This window comes from Catenuloplanes atrovinosus (assembly GCF_031458235.1).
GTDB lineage: Bacteria > Actinomycetota > Actinomycetes > Mycobacteriales > Micromonosporaceae > Catenuloplanes > Catenuloplanes atrovinosus.
This window is the reverse complement of sequence record NZ_JAVDYB010000001.1, coordinates 4,147,381-4,165,758: the sequence shown is the minus strand read 5'-3', so window position 1 is coordinate 4,165,758 and position 18,378 is coordinate 4,147,381. Positions and strand designations below refer to the sequence as shown.

The 18,378-nt window shown below is 71.7% G+C and carries 13 protein-coding genes; 11 read left to right on the top strand and 2 right to left on the bottom strand.

The window, feature by feature from the left end:
• Positions 1–8 precede the first annotated feature (8 nt).
• The 7 genes from J2S41_RS18710 (at position 9) to J2S41_RS18680 (ending at position 9,322) form a co-directional block, all read left to right on the top strand.
• Positions 9–845 (top strand): sulfotransferase domain-containing protein, encoded by an 837-nt coding sequence (locus J2S41_RS18710; protein ID WP_310369173.1) that lies wholly within the window; start codon positions 9–11, stop codon positions 843–845.
• 95 nt (positions 846–940) lie between these two features.
• Entirely contained in the window at positions 941–2,416 is a 1,476-nt protein-coding gene (locus tag J2S41_RS18705; protein WP_310369172.1) for a tryptophan halogenase family protein, read from the top strand.
• 11 nt (positions 2,417–2,427) lie between these two features.
• On the top strand, positions 2,428–3,660 hold the full coding sequence (locus J2S41_RS18700) for a cytochrome P450 (protein ID WP_310369171.1): 1,233 nt from the start codon (positions 2,428–2,430) through the stop codon (positions 3,658–3,660).
• A gap of 31 nt (positions 3,661–3,691) precedes the next feature.
• Positions 3,692–4,924 carry an FAD-dependent oxidoreductase gene (locus J2S41_RS18695; protein WP_310369170.1) on the top strand — a complete coding sequence of 411 codons (1,233 nt, stop codon included), beginning with the start codon at positions 3,692–3,694 and terminating at the stop codon, positions 4,922–4,924.
• Positions 4,925–4,926: 2 nt separating this feature from the next.
• On the top strand, positions 4,927–6,519 hold the full coding sequence (locus tag J2S41_RS18690; protein WP_310369169.1) for an MBL fold metallo-hydrolase: 1,593 nt from the start codon (positions 4,927–4,929) through the stop codon (positions 6,517–6,519).
• A 172-nt stretch (positions 6,520–6,691) separates the two neighbouring features.
• Positions 6,692–7,747, top strand: a complete 1,056-nt coding sequence (aroF, locus tag J2S41_RS18685) for a 3-deoxy-7-phosphoheptulonate synthase (RefSeq protein ID WP_310369168.1) — start codon at positions 6,692–6,694, stop codon at positions 7,745–7,747.
• Positions 7,748–8,332: 585 nt separating this feature from the next.
• Positions 8,333–9,322, top strand: coding sequence for a ParB/RepB/Spo0J family partition protein (locus J2S41_RS18680; protein WP_310369167.1), 990 nt, complete (start codon positions 8,333–8,335; stop codon positions 9,320–9,322).
• 68 nt (positions 9,323–9,390) lie between these two features.
• On the opposite strand, the gene J2S41_RS18675 is transcribed toward J2S41_RS18680, so the two are convergent.
• On the bottom strand, positions 9,391–10,926 hold the full coding sequence (locus J2S41_RS18675; protein ID WP_310369166.1) for an MBL fold metallo-hydrolase: 1,536 nt from the start codon (positions 10,924–10,926) through the stop codon (positions 9,391–9,393).
• A gap of 149 nt (positions 10,927–11,075) precedes the next feature.
• Between J2S41_RS18675 and J2S41_RS18670 the strand changes: the two genes are divergently transcribed.
• The 3 genes from J2S41_RS18670 to dpgD all read left to right on the top strand — a co-directional run bounded on the left by J2S41_RS18670 (position 11,076) and on the right by dpgD (position 14,090).
• Positions 11,076–11,879: a siderophore-interacting protein gene (locus tag J2S41_RS18670; protein WP_310369165.1), complete on the top strand. Its 804-nt coding sequence runs from the start codon at positions 11,076–11,078 to the stop codon at positions 11,877–11,879.
• A 121-nt stretch (positions 11,880–12,000) separates the two neighbouring features.
• Complete coding sequence (gene dpgC / locus J2S41_RS18665; protein ID WP_310369164.1) at positions 12,001–13,296, top strand: (3,5-dihydroxyphenyl)acetyl-CoA 1,2-dioxygenase DpgC; 1,296 nt, start codon at positions 12,001–12,003, stop codon at positions 13,294–13,296.
• Positions 13,293–14,090, top strand: coding sequence for an enoyl-CoA-hydratase DpgD (dpgD, locus tag J2S41_RS18660; protein WP_310369163.1), 798 nt, complete (start codon positions 13,293–13,295; stop codon positions 14,088–14,090). Before dpgC ends, dpgD begins: the two co-directional genes overlap by 4 nt.
• Before the next feature lie 42 nt (positions 14,091–14,132).
• Here dpgD and J2S41_RS18655 read toward each other — a convergent pair whose 3' ends face one another.
• Positions 14,133–15,326, bottom strand: a complete 1,194-nt coding sequence (locus J2S41_RS18655; protein WP_374728137.1) for an alpha-hydroxy acid oxidase — start codon at positions 15,324–15,326, stop codon at positions 14,133–14,135.
• Positions 15,327–15,983: 657 nt separating this feature from the next.
• Here J2S41_RS18655 and J2S41_RS18650 point away from each other — a divergent pair.
• Positions 15,984–18,311 (top strand): LuxR C-terminal-related transcriptional regulator, encoded by a 2,328-nt coding sequence (locus J2S41_RS18650; protein WP_310369161.1) that lies wholly within the window; start codon positions 15,984–15,986, stop codon positions 18,309–18,311.
• Positions 18,312–18,378: the final 67 nt, after the last annotated feature.

The window sequence follows — 18,378 nt, the reverse complement described above, 5'->3', positions numbered from 1 at the left end:
GGAGCACGATGACCCGGATCTCCTGGATCGCCAGCTACCCCAAGTCCGGCAACACCTGGCTGCGCAGCATGCTGACGGCCTACATCGGTGGTGCTCCGGCCGAGAGTCTCCGAGGTCTGCAACAGCTGATCCCCGACATCCATCCGATGATCGCGGAGGGCGGCGTGCCGCCGTGGGACGACGACGGTTCGTACCTCGTCAAGACCCACTTCCTGCCCGACGTCCCCCTGCTGCGCCTCTACCGTGACCTGTCGCGCAAGGCGGTCTACATCGTCCGGAACCCGCGGGACGTGCTGCTCAGCAGCCTGCGGATGATGCACATCTCCCGGGACGACACGGCGGCGTGCCGGCGGATCGCCGAGGGCTTTATCGCGCACGAGAGTTTCTTCGCCGATCGCGGCCGCATCGGAATCGGATCGTGGACCGAGAATCTGAAGGCGTGGAGCTCGCCCGACATCGTCCGGCGGAGTTTTCCGGACATCGAGATTCTGACGGTACGGTACGAGGACATGCGCGGCGATCCGGTCGGCGAGTTCACCGAGATCGTCAAATTTTTGGAGCTCGGCCGGCCCGTCCGGGATCGGGACATCCAGCTCGCGGTGGACGGCAGCACGATCGACCGCATGCGCGAGATGGAGAAGAAGGACAAGGCGGGCCGGAAACCGCCGCCGGTGACGAGATGGGCCGGGAAAGAGCCGGGGAACGCATTCTCGTTCATCGGCGAGGGGAAGCAGGGCCAGTCGCTCGCCTTCATGGGTCAGGACATCGAGGACGCCTACCGGGAACGGTTGCGGGACGGGTCCGAATTCGCGGCGCTGGCCGCCCGGTTCGGTTATGACCATTGATTCGCCAGTGTCTATCTGAATTGCTTCACGACGACGCGATGCGACGAGAGAATCAACCACAGTAGATCAGTCACTCGATCGAGAGACGGTGCGACATGCCAGTGGAAGAGTTCGACGTGGTGGTGGCCGGCGGCGGGCCGGCGGGTTCGACGCTGGCGGCGTTGGTGGCCATGCAGGGCCATCGGGTGCTGCTGCTGGAGAAGGAGGTCTTCCCCCGGTACCAGATCGGCGAGTCGCTGCTGCCCTCCACCGTCCACGGGGTGTGCCGGATGCTCGGCGTCACCGAGGAACTGGCCGAGGCGGGCTTCCCGATCAAGCGGGGCGGCACCTTCCGGTGGGGCGCCCGCCCGGAGCCGTGGACGTTCTCGTTCGCGGTCTCGCCGAAGATGACCGGCCCGACGTCGTTCGCCTACCAGGTCGAGCGGGCGCGGTTCGACGAGATCCTGCTGCGCAACGCGCGGCGCAAGGGCGTCGAGGTGCGCGAGGGCCGCGCGGTCACCGGCGTGATCGAGGGTGACGAGCGGGTGACCGGCCTGCGCTACACCGACCCGGACGGCGCGGAGCGCGAGGTGTACGCCCGGTTCGTGGTCGACGCGTCCGGCAACAAGAGCCGGCTCTACAACAGCGTCGGCGGCACCCGGAACTACTCGGAGTTCTTCCGCAGCCTGGCGCTGTTCGGCTACTTCGAGAACGGCAAGCGGCTGCCCGCGCCGTACTCGGGCAACATCCTCAGCGTCGCGTTCGACAGCGGCTGGTTCTGGTACATCCCGCTCAGCGACACGATGACCAGCGTCGGCGCGGTGGTGCGCCGGGAGGACGCGGACAAGATCCAGGGCGACCGGGAGCAGGCGCTGAAGGCGCTGATCGCGGAGTGCCCGCTGATCTCCGAGTACCTGGCGGACGCGCGCCGGATCACCACCGGGCGGTACGGCGAACTGCGCGTGCGCAAGGACTACTCGTACCACCAGACGAGCTTCTGGCGGCCCGGCATGATCCTGGTCGGCGACGCCGCGTGCTTCGTGGACCCGGTGTTCTCCTCCGGCGTGCACCTGGCGACGTACAGCGCGCTGCTGGCCGCCCGCTCGATCAACAGCGTGCTCGCGGACGACCTGGACGAGAAGACCGCGCTGACCGAGTTCGAGGCGCGGTACCGCCGCGAGTACGGGGTGTTCTACGAGTTCCTCGTGTCGTTCTACGAGATGAACGTGAACGAGGAGTCGTACTTCTGGCAGGCCAAGAAGGTCACCAACAACAAGCGCACCGAGCTGGAGTCGTTCGTGGAGTTGATCGGCGGCGTCTCCTCCGGCGAGGCCGCGCTGGCCGCGTCCGGCCGGATCGCCGAGCGCAGCGCCGAGTTCGCCGCGGCCGTGGACCAGATGGCCTCCAGCGACGACGGCAACATGGTGCCGATGTTCAAGTCGCACGTGGTCAAGCAGGTGATGCAGGAGGGCGGCCAGGTGCAGATGAAGGCCGTGCTGGGCGCGGACGCCGAACCCGAGCTGCCGATCTTCCCCGGCGGGCTGGTGGTCTCGCCCGACGGGATGAAGTGGCTGCCCTACCGTCCCGCGTGAGCCGGCCCGCCATGGAACCCGACGTCGACGAGGCCGCGCCGCTGGTGGAGCCGTCCGCGAAGTACATGCGGCGGACCGGCTGCGACCCGCACGAGGACATGTTCGCCCTCCGGGCGCACGGTCCGCTGATCCGGATCACCGGCGGCGCGATCACCCAGACCGGCAGGGACTACGTCTGGCAGGCGATGGGCTACGACGTCGTACGGCGGATCATCGGCGACCACGAGAACTTCTCGACGCGGCCGCGGGTGTCCGACGCGGAACCGGCCGGCGGCGAGGGCGTGCCCGTTCCGCCGGAGGTGGTCGGGCAGATCGGCGCCTACGATCCGCCGGAACACACCCGCCTGCGGCGGATGCTGACCCCGGAGTTCACGGTACGGCGCATCCGCCGCCTGGAGCCCGCGATCCAGGCGCTGATCGACGAGTGCCTCGACGAGGTGGAGGCCGAGGGCCCGCCCGCGGACGTGCAGGTGCTGTTCGCCGACCCGGTCGGCGGCGGCACCCTGTGCGAGCTGCTCGGCATCCCGCGCGACGACCGGACCGAGTTCATCCGGCGGGTCCGGCAGAACGTCGATCTCAGCCGCGGGTACAAGGCCCGGGCGGCGGACAGCGCGGCGTTCAACCGGTACCTGAACAAGCTCATCACCGCGCAGCGGAAGGACCCGGACGAGGGGTTCATCGGCATGCTGGTGCGCGAGCACGGTGCGGACGTCACCGACGAGGAGCTGAAGGGCGTGTGCACCGCGCTCGTCCTCGGCGGCGTCGAGAGCGTCGCGGGGATGCTCGGCTACGGCATCCTGGCGCTGCTGGAGAATCCCGGCCAGCGGCGACTGCTCTTCGCCGGCCGCGAGGAGGCGGACCGGCTGGTCAACGAGTTGCTGCGGTACCTGTCCGCGATCCAGCAGCCGACGCCGCGGATGGCCGTCCGGGACGTGGTCGTGGACGGGCAGCTGATCAGGGCCGGGGACATGGTCCTCTGCTCGATCCTGATGGCGAACCGGGACGAGGCGCTCACGCCGGAGCCGAACACGCTGGACGCGAGCCGTGCCGCGGCCCCGCACCTGGCGTTCGGGCACGGCATCCACCACTGCATCGGTGCGGCGGTGGCGCGCGCGGTGCTGCGCATGGCTTACCAGAGCCTGTGGCGGCGGTTCCCCGGGCTGAGCCTGGCCGTGCCCGCCGACTCGGTACGGCTCCGGCGGGCGTTCATCGACAGCCCGGACCGGTTGCCGGTCACCTGGTAGCGGGCGGCGGACGGGGATGGTGGAGATGCCGGTGGAGGAGTTCGACGTGGTGGTGGCCGGCGGCGGGCCGGCCGGCGCGACGGTGGCGACGCTGGTGGCCATGGACGGCCATCGGGTGCTGCTGCTGGAGAAGGAGGTCTTCCCCCGGTACCGGCTCGGCGAGACGCTGCCGCCGGCCACCGTGCACGGCGTGTGCCGGATGCTCGGCCTCACCGGCGAGCTGGCGGCGTCCGACTTCACGGTGAGCCGGGGCGGCGCCTTCCGCTGGGGCACCGATCCGGAGCCGTGGACGTACTCGTTCGCCGACTCGCCGCGGCTGACCGCGCAGACGTCGTTCGGGTACCAGGTCCAGCGGGCACGGTTCGACGAGATGCTGCTGCGCAACGCGCGGCGGCGGGGCGTCGAGGTGCGTGAGGGGTGCACGGCCACCGGCGTGACCGAGGGCGACGGCCGGGCATCCGGCCTGCGCTACACCGGCCCGGACGGTGCCGGCCGCGCGGTGCGTGCGCGGTTCGTGGTGGATGCCACGGGCGGGGAGGGCCCGCTGGACGCCGGCGTCGGCGCGGTCCGGCCGCACCCCGGCCTGCCGCGCGGAACGGCGGTGTCCGGCTACTTCGGACGGTGCCCGGAGCCGGCGCCGTACGAGGGGAACCTGATCGCGGCCTTCGGCGGCGGCTGGTTCTGGTACACCCAGATCATCGGCGGGCTGTGCAGCGTCGGCGCGGTGCTGCCGCCCGGGTCGGCGGTGCCGGCCGAGGGCGATCGGGAGGCGTTCTTCGCGGCGCTGATCGCCGAGTGCCCGGTCGTCGCGCGGCTGCTGGCCGAGGCGTCGCGGGTGCGGGCCGGCGGGTACGGGAGGCTGCGGGTCACCGAGGTCTCCTCCTACGAGCGCACGTCGTTCTGGCGGCCCGGGGTGATCCTGGCCGGCGACGCCGCGTGCGCCGTCGACCCGGTGCTCTCCTCCGGCGTGCACCTGGCGACCTACGGCGCGGTGCTCGCGGCGCGGTCGGTCGGCGGCGTGCTCGCGGGCGGCGTGGACGAGAAGACCGCGCTGACCGAGTTCGAGACGCGGTACCGCCGCGAGTACGCGGCCGTCACCGGCGTCCTGGCGTCCTTCCACGGGACGGACGCGCCCGCGGATTCGTACTTCCAGCGGGCCAGGGAGGTCACGAACAGCGAGCACGCCGCGGCGGAGTCGTTCGTGGACCTGATCGCCGGCGTGTCCTCCGGTGCGGACAGCCCACTATTCGATCACAAGGAGTGAGAATGAGCGACGAGCACGTGTTCCTCCGGCCCAACACCATCATCGAGCCGCTGGTCGACCGGTTCTACGCCTCGATGTACGCGACGGCGCCGGTCATGGCCACCATGACGCTGGCCAACCGGCTGATCCCGATGATGGAGTCCTACCTCCAGGCGCCGGAGTGGCACTTCCGGGGCAGCCGCGACCCGAAGTTCCGCGGCGGGTTCTTCATCAACGTCGACGACAAGCGCGCCGACGAGGTGGCGGCGCTGCTCGCCACCATCCGGCGGGACCGCGCCGACATGATCCGGTTCGCCGAGGCGATCGCGGAGGCGGAGAAGCTGGTGCTGGCGGAGGCGACCGGGTACGACCTCCGGCCGCTCTACCCCAAGCTGCCCGCGGAGCTGGCCGGCCTGGTGGAGGTCACCTACGACACCAACAACGCGCCCTCGATGCACTTCCAGGAGCCGCTGGTCTACAAGAGCAAGGCGTACACCGAGGACCGTCAGTCGGTGCAGATCTCGGTGGAGACCGGGATCGAGCGGCCGTTCGTGATGAGCACGCCGCGGCTGCCCTCGCCGGACGTGCTGGAGCTCTCCATCCCGTTCCACCACCCCGGCCTGGAGGCGCTGTTCCGGTCCCGGGTCCGGCCCACCACGCCGGGCGCGCTCCGCGAGGCGCTGGAGCTCGACGACGCGCAGGCGGCGCAGCTCTCCCGCCTGCTGGTGCCGGAGTCCGCGCTGGCCTCGGACCGGCACGTCGCGGCCGGTGCCCGAATCCGCTACTGGGGCCACGCCTGCCTGCTGATGCAGACGCCCGACGTGACCATCATGACGGACCCGTTCATCAGCGCGGACACCGGCGCGACCGGCCGGTACACCTACAACGACCTGCCGGACTTCATCGACTACGTGCTGATCACGCACGGCCACTCCGACCACCTGGTGCCGGAGACGCTGCTCCAGCTGCGCGGCCGGGTGGGCACGTTCATCGTGCCGCGCAGCTCCCGCGGCAACCTGCCGGACCCCTCGCTGGCGCTGTACCTGCGCAGCTACGGGCTGCCCGCGATCGAGGTGAACGACTTCGACGAGGTGGAGTTCCCCGGCGGCAAGATCGTCGCCACGCCGTTCTTCGGTGAGCACGCCGACCTGGACATCCGCGCCAAGTCGACGTACTTCGTCCGCCTCGGCGGGAAGTCGATCTTCGTGGGCGCGGACTCCTCCGGCGTCGACCCGGTGCTCTACCGCTACGTCCGCGCCCACCTCGGCCGGGTGGACATCGCGTTCATCGGCATGGAGTGCGACGGTGCGCCGCTGAGCTGGCAGTACCAGCCGTACCTGACCAAGGCGCTGCCCAAGAAGATGGCCGAGACCCGCAAGATGTCCGGCTCCGACGCGGCGCAGGCCGCGGAGATCGTCACCGAACTGGGTGCGGAGGAGGCGTACATCTACGCGATGGGGGAGGAGAGCTGGCTCGGCCACGTCATGGCCACCAGCTACAACGAGGACTCGTACCAGCTGCAGCAGATCGCGAAGTTCGAGACCTGGTGCGCGAACAAGGGCGTGAAGTTCGCCCATCTGCTCGACCAGCACGAATGGAACTGGTCGCAGCCCTGATCGCACGGTCAGGGGTGTGCTCCTCGGGCGGCGGCCTTCGTGGAGTGTCGGTCTCCGGGCAGGTGGGAGAACCGGTGCACCACGAGGGTCGCCGCTGCCGTGTGCGGCGGCGTGCCGCGAATCCAGGAAGACCGAGCGCAACCCGTGAGGGTGAGAAGAGGAGAGACTTGTCATGGTCGTCGTGATGGCGCCGGGTGCTACCCCGGCGGACGTGGACGCGGTCGTCGGTTCGGTGCGGTCGGCCGGCGGGCAGGCGTTCGTCAGTCGCGGCCTGTCCCGGACCATCGTCGGGCTGGTCGGCGACGTGGCCGACTTCGAGGCGCTCAACCTGGGCAGCCTGCCCGGGGTGCTCCAGGTGATCCGGGTGTCCGTGCCGTTCAAGCTCGTCAGCCGGGAGCATCACGCGGACCGGTCGGTGATCCGGGTCGGCGGCGTGCCGATCGGCCCGGGCACGCTGACCGTGATCGCCGGTCCGTGCGCGGTGGAGTCGCCGGAGCAGACGCTCAAGGCGGCGCGGCTGGCACGGTCCGCCGGCGCCTCCCTGCTGCGCGGTGGCGCGTTCAAGCCGCGCACATCGCCGTACTCGTACCAGGGGCTCGGCGAGGCCGGTCTGCGCATCCTGGCCGAGGTGCGCGCGGAGACCGGTCTGCCGGTCGTCACCGAGGTCATCGATCCCGGCAGCGTGGACATGGTGGCGTCCTACGCGGACATGCTCCAGGTCGGCGCCCGCAACATGCAGAACTTCGCACTCCTCCAGGCGGTCGGCTCGGCCGGGAAGCCGGTGCTGCTCAAGCGCGGCTTCAGCGCCACCATCGAGGAGTGGCTGAGCGCCGCGGAGTACATCGCGCAGCGCGGAAACCTGGACATCGTGCTCTGCGAGCGCGGTATCCGGACGTTCGAGACCGCCACCCGCAACACCCTGGACATCAGCGCGGTGCCGGTGGCCCAGCGGCTGTCGCACCTGCCGGTGATCGTGGACCCGTCGCACTCCGGCGGGCGCCGCGATCTGGTGGTGCCGCTGACCCGGGCCGCGATCGCGGTGGGCGCGGACGGTCTGCTCATCGACGTCCACCCGGAGCCGAAGATGGCGCTCTGCGACGGCGACCAGGCACTGCCCGAGTCCGATATCCGGGAAATCGCGGACATTGTGGCGACACTGCCGCCCGTCGTGGGACGCGAGCTGGCGCTGCCGGCCGGTGCCTTCACGCAGGTCCCCGCCGGTGTGTGACCCCGGCCGGCACCCCGGGGTAGGGGTTAGGGGTGCCGCTACGGGGAGTGGAACAGGGGTTACCCATCGCAACAAGTGGATGTAATTTGGGGCCGTCGGGGCAAGCGCCACACAATGCCCGCGAACACGGCAGGTCATAGCCGCCACACACACGGGGAGAAGAGTCCATGATCGAAGACTGAGTTCCGCCGCGCGTTCCGTCCCGTTGACAGCGCGACGCCGACGTGCCCGGACCGGTCACTGTGGACCGGTCGTGGCCACACGATCGCGCGCGGAACGCCTCCGCGACGCGCCGACTGCGGCGTGCCCATCCCATCCGGTGGATCGCCCCACGCGTGCCTCCGCGCCCCCTGCACGGAAGTGCGCGCCGTCAGCCACGGATCCGCCGAATCGGTCATCGGCCACCCCATGCCCGAAACCGCCCGGAAACCCCCTGTTCCGGCGCGGCGCTCCGGCATGGGCTCAGGCCGGAGGCACGGCCGTACCGAGCCGTCGTGTGCCTGGCCTCGTTCGAGGCCCGCCCTGACTTCACCCGCGCGCCGGTCCCCCTCGAGCGCGCGCGATGTCACGAGCTTAGGAGCTGCTTTGACACCAGAGGAAGAGGACATCAACCGGCAGCCGGTCATCGACATGGAGATCAGCTCGCTCGTGCTGAGCGGATCGCCCCGGCAGGCCGGGGCCGACCTGATCCACGTGGAGGCGATGGCCGCGGTGCAGCAGGAGCTGCCGCCGATCGTGGTGCACCGCCCCACCATGCGTGTCATCGACGGCACCCACCGGATCCAGGCCGCGATCCGGCGCGGTGAGAACACCATCACCGGTCGCTTCTTCGACGGTACCGAGGACGAGGCGTTCGTACTGTCGGTGTGGCTCAACGTTTCCCACGGCCTGCCGCTGGCGCTGGCCGACCGCAAGCGCGCGGCCGAGCGCATCGCGCTGTCGCATCCACAGTGGTCGGACCGGCGGGTCGCGGCGGTGACCGGCATCTCGCCGGGCACGGTCGCGGACATCCGGCGGCGGATGACCGGCGGCTCGGCGCCGGCGTCCAGCCGGATCGGGCAGGACGGCCGGGTGCGCCCGCTGGACTGCAGCGCGGGCCGGCTGCTCGCCGGCCAGCTGATGACGGAGAACCCCAACCTGTCGCTGCGCCAGGTCGCCAAGGCCGCGGCGATCTCCCCGGAGACCGCGCGCGACGTGCGCAACCGGCTGCTCAGCGGCGCGGAGCTGGTGCCGTCACGGCGCGGGCGGGACGCCGCGCAACCGGCGGCGAAGGGCAGGGGCCGGGACCGGCACACGCTGAACCTGGTACGTACCGGTGAGCGGCACGAGCCGATGATCGACCGCGCCGTCGTCATCAAGCGGCTGATGGGGGATCCGGCGCTGCGGTACACCGACACCGGCCGGAACCTGTTGCGGCTGCTGTCGCTGCACGCCCACTGGGCGAAGGAGTGGGAGACGATGGTCGACAACGTGCCGCCGCACTGCACCGACGTGGTGGCCGACCTGGCGCGTCAGTTCGCCGACCTGTGGGCGGACTTCGCGACCCGGGTGCCGGGGCATCGGGTGGCCAGCTGACCCGGCGCCGCCGGCGCGAGAGGGGCCGGACCGCCGCATCCGGTGGTCCGGCCCCCGGCCGTCCGCGTCTACCAGCGCCACTCGCGGCGGCCGGCGAGACGCTCGGCGGTGATGCCGTTGCCGGAGCACCAGCCGAGGAACTCCTCGATCTGCTTGAGCTGGAACGTGTCGTCGGCGTCCGGCGCGGCCATGACGTGGCTCTGCCAGCTCTCCCGGCCCATCGCGTAGATGTAGCCCTCGTCCGCGCCGAGCTCCGTCATGATCGCCATGGCCTGCGCGGCCGTGGCGCGCGACAGCGTGCGCGACTCGCTCATCGGCGCGCTCACCGGCCGGGTCAGCAGCCCGTGGTAGAGCCGGTCGAGCGGCGCGCCCTCGCACTCCATGCCGAGGAACGCCAGGTCGATCTGGCCGATCCGGTCGCGGACGTAGCGGTACGCCACCGGGTCGGCGCCCGACGACTCCGCGCCCACGTAGACGGTCGCGTCCGCGATCCGTACCACGAACGTGGACTTGGCGCGGATGTCCAGGTCGCCGTGCTCACCGAGGAACGGCGTCGCCACCACCCCGCCGCCCGGGATCGGGACCTCGTCGAAGTCGTCCACCTCGAGGACCTCGAAGCCCAGCGCGCGCAGGAACAGCCCGATCGACGGGTCGCACAGGTTGCCGCGCGAGGAGCGGGGCACCACCACCGCGCCGATCCGGGTGCGGAGCGGCAGCAGCGTCTCCAGCACCAGGTGGTCCGGGTGGCCGTGCGTGATGAGTACCAGGTCGATGCGGTCCGGCAGGTCGGCGAGCGTGTACCGATCATCGTGGCCGTCGCCGGCGCTGATGAACGGGTCGGTGACGATCGTGGTCCCGGCCGACTGGATCACCAGGCACGCGTGCCCGAAGTAGCGAATCCGCCCGCCCTTCTCGATGTGCCGGTCCGGTGACAGCCGCGGCGCGTCGGTGAGCAACCGCCGCAGCCGCGCGGTCCCGACGTCGTCCAGGCCGAGCACCTCGCGCAGCCGGTCCGTCGTGGTGGGCGCGATCCGCGCCGCGAACAGCGCGTCGATGCCCGGGTGGGTGAACGGGACGTGCAGGTCCAGCGCGTCCGGCCGGGACAGCCGCGGCGTGTCCAGGATGGACGGCCTCGCCGCGCCGGTGTCCAGGGAGACCTGGACCGACTGGCGTCTGGCGTCGTAGTACCGGCTCGCGTACAGCAGCGGCTCGCGCAGGCGCAGCGACGCCTGGTTGCCGGTGTCGTAGGCCGGCTCGGCCAGCCCGTGCAGCGCCGGCGGCAGCTTCGGGTACAGGTGCGTCAGCTCGAAACCGGTGGCGCTGCGCCGGATCAGGTCGTCGGCCTCGGTGATCGCGCCGGCCAGCGCCAGCATGTCCGCGCGGTCGGTCCGGATCGAGTCCAGCAGCGCCTCGACCTCCGCGCCGCGCGACGGGCCGGCGACGCCGTCGCGCGGGTACGACTCCAGCAGGGGGATCTGCGCCTTCGCCAGGTTCATCGCCGCCGTGGCCGGCGACACGACGTGCAGCCACGCGTAGAACCGGTCGACCAGCGGCTCGATGATCGCGTTGGGCCTGAGGAACACCGGTTCGGCACTGACATTCATGAACCCTCCCACCGGGAATTGTCGGCGGAGTCACTATCGCAGCGTTGTCAGGGCGGCTGTCAACCGTACCGAAGTGTCCGACCGCGCATTTCTGGAATGCAGTTTGTTAGCCTATCCTTGCCGGGTGCCGGCAATCGGCGGGAGGGAACATGATCGGATTATCAGCGCCCGAGCGCCCTCTTCTCAGATTGTCACTCCGACGCCTGGAGAGAATAGCTCCGCGAATGACGAGAATGGTCGTCACCGGACCCGCCATAGCGCATGTCACGCCGGGCCCGTTCACGGACACGTACGTGCGGCTGGTCATTCCGCGGCCCGGCGTGACGCTTCCGGAGAACCTGGACCTGCGCCGCATGCACGCGGAGCTGCCGCGGTCGGCGTGGCCGCGCATCCGGACCTACACGGTGCGCTCGCTGGACCCGGCCGCGGCCGAACTGGCGATCGACATCTACGACCACGGCCGTGCCGGGCTGACCCGGTCCTGGCTGTCCGGACTGCGCATCGGCGACCCGGTGCTCATGGGTGACCTGCGCGGACTGTACCGTCCCGGTCCCGAGGCCGACTGGCATCTGCTGGCCGGCGACGCGGTCGCGCTACCGGCGATCGCGGTGACGCTGGCGGCGATGACGCCGGGCACCCGGGCGAAGGCGGTCATCGAGGTGGCCGACGCCGCGGACGAGCAGCCGCTGCCGACCGCCGCCGACTGCGCGGTCCGGTGGGTGCACCGCAGCCGCGGCGAGAGCCTGGTCGAGGCGGTCCGGGCGCTGCCCTTCGACCCCGGCGTGGTGCAGGCATTCGTGCACGGCGAGGGCGGCGCCATGCGCGAGCTGCGCCGTTTCCTGCTGCGTGAGCGCGGGATGCGCAAGGAGCTGCTCTCCATTTCCGGGTATTGGCGCCGGGGCCTCACCGACGAGCAGTGGCGGCGTGCCAAGGCGATGTCGGCGGAACGCTGAACGATGCCATTCCGCGCTGTCCAACCGGCACCGGATCGACGGTTGGACACGGATGGGGAAATGCCGGAACCCCATACCCTTTCCTCGATCGCCATGCGTTGAGCGGAGGAGCCGAATGGTCGTGCAGGTGCTGCCACGGGGACTCGGCGCCGACCGGGTCCGCCTCGCGGAGATCGCGGCGGACACGGAGCGGCTGCTGGCCGCGCTGCCACCGCCCGGCGCGCGGACGCCACGGCAGCGGGCCGAGGCGGCGTCCGCGCACGACACCGCCCGCCGCCGGCGGACCGGCTTCCTGAACGCGTACGCCGATCAGGTCTACGACGAGCTCACCGAGGGCCGCGCCCGGCCGTTGCGGGTGGCCGAGCTCGTCGAGGGCGCCGCGTACACGTTCCCGGGACTGGTGCCCACGCCCGAGCAACTGACCGAGGAGCGCGCCCGGCCGCAGGCGGACCAGGAGGGACGCGAGATCGACCAGGGCATCTTCCTGCGCGCGGTGCTGCGGTCCGAGCGCGCCGGCCGGCACCTGATGGACGCGATGCTGCGGCCCACGCCGCGCGCGCTGGAGCTGCTGCCGGAGTTCCGGCGCACCGGCGTGCTGGAGACCCCGGCGGTGCGGCTGGAGCGGCGCGACGGCGTGGCCCGGCTGACCATGTGCCGGGACGACTGCCTGAACGCGGAGGACGAACAGCAGGTCGACGACATGGAGACCGCCGTCGACCTGGCCCTGCTCGACCCGGACGTGCGGGTCGGGCTGGTCCGCGGCGGCGTGATGAGCCACCCGCGGTACCGCGGCCGCCGGGTGTTCAGCGCCGGGATCAACCTGAAGGCGATCAGCGCGGGCCGGATCTCGCTGACCGGCTTCCTGCTCCGGCGCGAGCTGGGCTACCTGCACAAGCTGGTGCGCGGCCTGTCCGACGACGACCCGGACCGGTGGGCGCCGCCGGTGGAGAAGCCGTGGGTGGCCGCGGTCGACACGTTCGCGATCGGCGGCGGCTGCCAGCTCCTGCTGGTGTTCGACCACGTGGTGGCCGCCTCGGACGCGTACCTCAGCCTGCCCGCGGCCACCGAGGGCATCGTCCCGGGCGCGGCCAACCTGCGGCTCGGCCGGATCGCCGGGGCCCGGCTGGCGCGGCAGGTCATCCTGGGCGGACGCCGGATCATGGCGGCCGAGCCGGACGCGCGGCTGCTGGTGGACGAGGTGGTGCCGCCGGAGGAGATGGACGGCGCGGTGGACCGGGCGGTGGCCCGGCTCGCCGGCGACGCGGTGGTGGCCAACCGGCGCATGCTCAACCTGGTCGAGGAGCCGCTCGACGGGCTGCGCGCCTACCTGGCCGAGTTCGCGCTGGCACAGGCGCTGCGCATCCACGCCGACGACGTCATCACCAAGGTCGGCCGCTTCGCGGAGCGCCCGGCGTGAACCTGACCCGGGTGCGCTACCTGAAGCGGGACCACGTGGCCCGGGTGACGCTGGACCGGCCGGACGTGCTCAACGCCATGGACCTGCGCATGCACGAGGAACTGGCCCGGGTGTGGGACGACGCCGAGGCCGACGGCGAGATCCGGGTCGTGGTACTGACCGGCGCCGGCGACCGGGCGTTCTCCGTGGGTCAGGACCTGAAGGAGCGGGCCCGGCGGGACGCGGCGGGCACGCCGCCGTCCACCTTCGGCAGCCGGGGACAGCCGGGCTGGCCGCGGCTCACCGAGCGGTTCGGGTTCAGCAAGCCGGTGGTCGCCAGGATCGACGGGTACGCGCTGGGCGGCGGCTTCGAGCTGGCCCTCGCCTGCGACCTGGCCGTCGCCTCCGACCGGTCGGTGTTCGGGCTGCCGGAGGTGCGGCTCGGGCTCGTACCGGGGGCCGGGGGTGTGTTCCGGTTGATCCGCCAGCTCCCGCAGCGGGTGGCGATGGCGCACCTGCTCACCGGCCGGCGGATGGACGCGGCCACCGCGCACGCCTACGGCCTGGTCAACGACGTGGTGCCGGCCGACCGGCTGGACGAGTGCGTGGACGGCTGGGTCGCTGACCTGGTCGAGGCGGCACCGCTGGCGGTCCGGGCGATCAAGGAGGCCGCGCTGTGCTCGGTCGATCTGCCGCTGCCGGAGGCGTTCACCGCCACGTACGCCTGGGAGGAGCGCCGCCGGGGGAGCGCCGACGCCGTGGAGGGCCCGCGCGCGTTCGCGGAGAAGCGCCCGCCGCGCTGGTCGGGGCGGTGACGCGGGGGGCCGGTGCGCCGGCCCGGCCCGCGTCTCCGGCGGTCAGGCGACCGTCCAACCGGCGGTGATGGACGCTTGGACGGCGGGCGGTGCGGCGCGGCCCGCGGACACCGACGGGGTCCGCGTGGTGCGCAGCCGCCGGGCGGCGGCGATGTCCTCGCACCCGGCCAGGCCCATGGCGTCGCGCAGCTCGGTGGCGAGCAGTTCCAGCACCCGGGCCGCGCCGCGCTCGCCGCCGACGGCCAGCCCCCAGATCAGCGGCCGTCCGATCAGGACGCCCGAGGCGCCGAGCGCCAGCGCGCGCAGCACGTCCGTGCCGGTGCGGATGCCGCTGTCGAGCAGGATCTCGCAGCCGCCGCGCACCACGTCGACGATCTCCGGGAGCGCGTCGATGCTGGGGACCGCGCCGTCGAGCTGGCGCCCGCCGTGGTTGGAGACCACGATCGCGTCCACGCCGTACTCGATCGCCTGCACCGCGTCCTCCGGGGCCAGCAACCCCTTCAGCACCAGTGGCAGCCGGGTCGCCTGGCGGATCCGGTCGACCACCGACCAGGTCAACGCGGGGGTGAACTCCTGGCTGGTGTGCGCGGCGACCGCGGAGCCGTGCCCGTTGCGCTCGTGCGCGGCGTCGGTGGTCGTGATGTTGGCGGCGCGGATGTGCGCGGGCAGCGCGAACCGGTTGCGGATGTCGCGCAGGCGGCGGCCCATCCACGGCACGTCCACGGTGAGCACGATGGCGTCGCAGCCGGTCCGCTCCGCGCGCCGGACCAGGCCGAGCGTGGCGTCGTCGTCGCGCAGCCAGTACAGCTGGAACCATACCCGCCCGCCGGCCTCGATGACCTGTTCGAGCGGGACGCTGCTGAGCGTGCTGGCGACGAACGGCACCCCCGCCGCGGCCGCGGCCCGCGCGGTGGCCGCCTCACCGTCCGGATGCACCAGGCGCTGATAGGCCACCGGTGCGGTGGCGACCGGCAGATCGACCGGCCGGCCCAGCAGCGTCGACCGGGTGGTGCAGGCGGAGACGTCACGCAGCACGCGGGGGCGCAGGAAGACGCTGTCCAAAGCGGTGCGATTCGCCGCGAGCGTGGTCTCGGCACCGCTGCCGCCGGCGATGAAGTCCCAGATCTCGGCGGGAAGGATTCCGGCGGCGGCGCGCGCGAAATCGTCCGCGGTGACCGGGTCGGCATTGCGGTCCACGATCACCCGTCCTCTCCCGCTCGTGCGGGCCTTCGACATGAAAGTTCCAGGTAGTCGGTCGGCATCGGGTCCCCTGGTTCGTTCTCTCGATTATCCGGCATTGACACTCCCGTATCGACGGAGCCGGGAGTCGCAGAAATCTTATGGCTCGCATAGCGTATTCGGCCAAAGTGTTACTGGACACGATGAGGTGCATTTCCGAGTTCATATTCCCATTCGAGCGGTTCGCCGTGATCCGTGTCCCGCCCACGAGCGGGCCCGGGGCGGCCGGCGGTCCTCCCCGGGTGCACCGGGTGCCGGCTCGGTCGCTGGGATTCGCGTGTACGGCGAGCGCTGCGTGCGGGATTCGGCTGGTCATCACATGTGCACTGAGCTGGGCCCCGTTGTCCGGGCCGGCTGTCCGATCGCCGACATCGATCTAGGTGATGGCGCGCGGATAGCCGCTGAGCTGCGGTGGATCGTATGCGATATCGCCGCGACCGATGTCTCGATCATTGAGGTTTTATCCTCCTTCGAGGAAACTTTGAGATTCCCGTACCGTATGAGAGAGTCCAAGAGGCCCGCCGTGAAGCGCGGGAGTCCGAAGTGGATGAAGGGTTTCTCAGCTGGCGGAGCGGCGGTAAGGTGAAACCCCAGGTCGCAATGAGAATTGCTGAGTACGGGGGACCTGTGACGCTGAGTGAGCAGAATTCGAGATTGCTTCTGTTCGATGACGTTTACGCGGCGGCCACCCGGGGGAAGGGCGCTGTGCTGCTGATCAGCGGCCCGGTGGGCGCCGGCAAGACGGCGCTCGCGCAGGAGATGACCGCGCACGCGCGGCGCCTGGGCGGCCTGTGCTTCATGGTCACCGCCTCGGCGGGAGAACGGGGACGCCCGTTCGGCGTGCTGGACCGGCTCGTCGAGTCGATGCGCGCGGCCGGCATGCCCGGCCCCTTCCCGGACGCGGCGTGGTTCGGCGGATGCGACGAGCACCGGGCGATGGATGAGATCGGGGCCGCGATCCATCGCTTCATCGGCGGCCGGCCGGTCGTCATCGGCATCGACGACGTGCATTTCGCCGACGAGCAGTCGCTGCGCTTCCTCGGCTACGTGGTCCGGCGGATCGAGCACTCCGAGCTGGTCATCGTGCTCAACGAGTGCACGTCCTACGAGCGGGACACGGCCGGTCTGCGGGCCGAGATGCTGCACCTGCCCTACTGTCACCGGATCCAGCTGGCGCCGCTCACCCCGGCGGAGGTCGCCGAGCAGGTGATCGAGCGGCTCGGCGGTGCGGCGGACGCGGAGTCCATCCGGTTCTGCATCGAGGTCAGCGGCGGCAACCCGCTGCTGGTGCACGCGCTCCTCGACGACCGCACCGCGCTGCCGGGGCCGGCGTCCGGCGAGCCCGGCGTCAACTTCCGGCAGGCCGTGCTGCGCATCCTGCACCGGTCCTCGCCCGCCACGGCCGAGGTGGCGCGGCTGATGGCGGTGCTCGGCGAATACGCCACCCCGGCGCTGGTCGCCGAGCTCGGCGGCGCGGACGTCGTGCTGGTGCGCGAGTGCATGCGGGACCTGTACGAGATCGGCCTGGCCGGCGCGGAGAGCGCGGACGGGGCCGAGGGCTTCCGGCACGGCCACACCCGCTCGGCGGTGCTGGCCAGCATCCCGCTGGGCAGCCTGGCCACCCTGCACGGCCGCGCGGCCGAGCTGCTGCACGCCAGTGGCGCGCCGGCGAGCGCGGTGGCGGAGCACCTGGTCACCGCGCAGGACGGCGGCAAGGGCACCTGGCGGGTGGACATCCTGGGCGAGGCGGCGCGGGAGGCGATGACGGCCGGCGACGTCGACAGCGCGGTGAACAGCCTGCGCTACGCGGTCGGCGCCAGCTCCGGCCAGGAGCAGCGCGCCCAGGCCGCGGTGCTGGCCGCGGACGCGCAGTGGCACGCCGATCCGAGCCGCGCCGCGCGGTGGCTGCACGGCCTCGCACGCGACGCGCGGGGCGGGCTGCTCACCCCGTCCGGCGTGCTGATCGTGGTCGGGCATCTGCTGTGGTGGGGCGAGTTCGGCGAGGCCGACGAACTGATGCGGCTGGCCGGGATGCCGGACGAGGGATCGAGCCTGGCCCAGCTCTGGCAGCTGTACCGGCGCGCCGGGCTGGGCGTGGAGCGCAGCGCGGAGACCGGCCCGCCCGTCGAGCCGTCGCTGGCCGGATCGGGCCCGATGGCCGCGGTCACCTACCTCACGTCCGCGGCCACGTCCGCGTACGACGACCTGGCGACCGAGCAGGCCGATCAGATGCTGGACGGGATCCGCGCCGGCACCTCGCTCACACCCGCGCTCTACGCGCTCGTCATGCTGGTGCGGACCGGCCGGCCGGACGAGGTGGCCACCTGGTGCAACGCGCTGCTGAAGGAGGACTGGGTCGCGCGGGTGCCGATGCGCCGGGCGCTGATCGGCATGATCAAGGCGGTGGCGGCGCTGCGCGCCGGGGACGGCGGGACGGCGCTGGGCGAGATCCGCGAGGTGCTCGACCTCGTCCCGCCGCCGGCCTGGGGCATCGTGGCCGGCCTGCCGCTGTCGGTCGCGGTCCGCGCGGCCACCGACCTGGTCGACCCGGAGGCGGCGCGGACGTACCTCGCGGTGCCGGTGCCGGCGGCCATGTTCGACACCCCGTTCGTGCTGCCGTACCTGCACGCGCTCGGGCTCTACCACGAGGCCATGGGGCACCCGCAGAGCGCGCTGACGCACTTCCGGTCGGCCGCCGAGCTGATGGCCCGGTGGGGGGCGGACGCGGCCGAGGTCGCGTCCACCACGGCCGGGCACGCGGCCGAGCCGGCCCGGGCCGAGCGGCCGGCCGAGGCGGCGGACGGCGGCAAGCTCACCGACGCCGAGCAGCGCGTCGCCGCGCTCGCCGCCGCCGGGAACACCAACCGGCAGATCGCCGGGCACCTGCGCATCACGGTCAGCACGGTCGAGCAGCACCTCACCAAGATCTACCGAAAACTCAACGTGCACAGCCGGTCGGGATTGCGCCATCACCGGCGCTGAATGCGCATTACCGGAAACAGAATCGAACGGTTGGACGCGCGTTTGACGCGAATGAATGGTCCTCTCT

Bases quoted from the DNA above. Each gene is read 5' to 3' on its own strand.
- J2S41_RS18710 (WP_310369173.1), top strand. From the start codon at position 9: ATGACCCGGATCTCCTGGATCGCCAGCTACCCCAAGTCCGGCAACACC.
- J2S41_RS18705 (WP_310369172.1), top strand. From the start codon at position 941: ATGCCAGTGGAAGAGTTCGACGTGGTGGTGGCCGGCGGCGGGCCGGCG.
- J2S41_RS18700 (WP_310369171.1), top strand. From the start codon at position 2,428: ATGGAACCCGACGTCGACGAGGCCGCGCCGCTGGTGGAGCCGTCCGCG.
- J2S41_RS18690 (WP_310369169.1), top strand. From the start codon at position 4,927: ATGAGCGACGAGCACGTGTTCCTCCGGCCCAACACCATCATCGAGCCG.
- aroF (WP_310369168.1), top strand. From the start codon at position 6,692: ATGGTCGTCGTGATGGCGCCGGGTGCTACCCCGGCGGACGTGGACGCG.
- J2S41_RS18675 (WP_310369166.1), bottom strand. From the start codon at position 10,926: ATGAATGTCAGTGCCGAACCGGTGTTCCTCAGGCCCAACGCGATCATC.
- J2S41_RS18670 (WP_310369165.1), top strand. From the start codon at position 11,076: ATGATCGGATTATCAGCGCCCGAGCGCCCTCTTCTCAGATTGTCACTC.
- J2S41_RS18655 (WP_374728137.1), bottom strand. From the start codon at position 15,326: ATGTCGAAGGCCCGCACGAGCGGGAGAGGACGGGTGATCGTGGACCGC.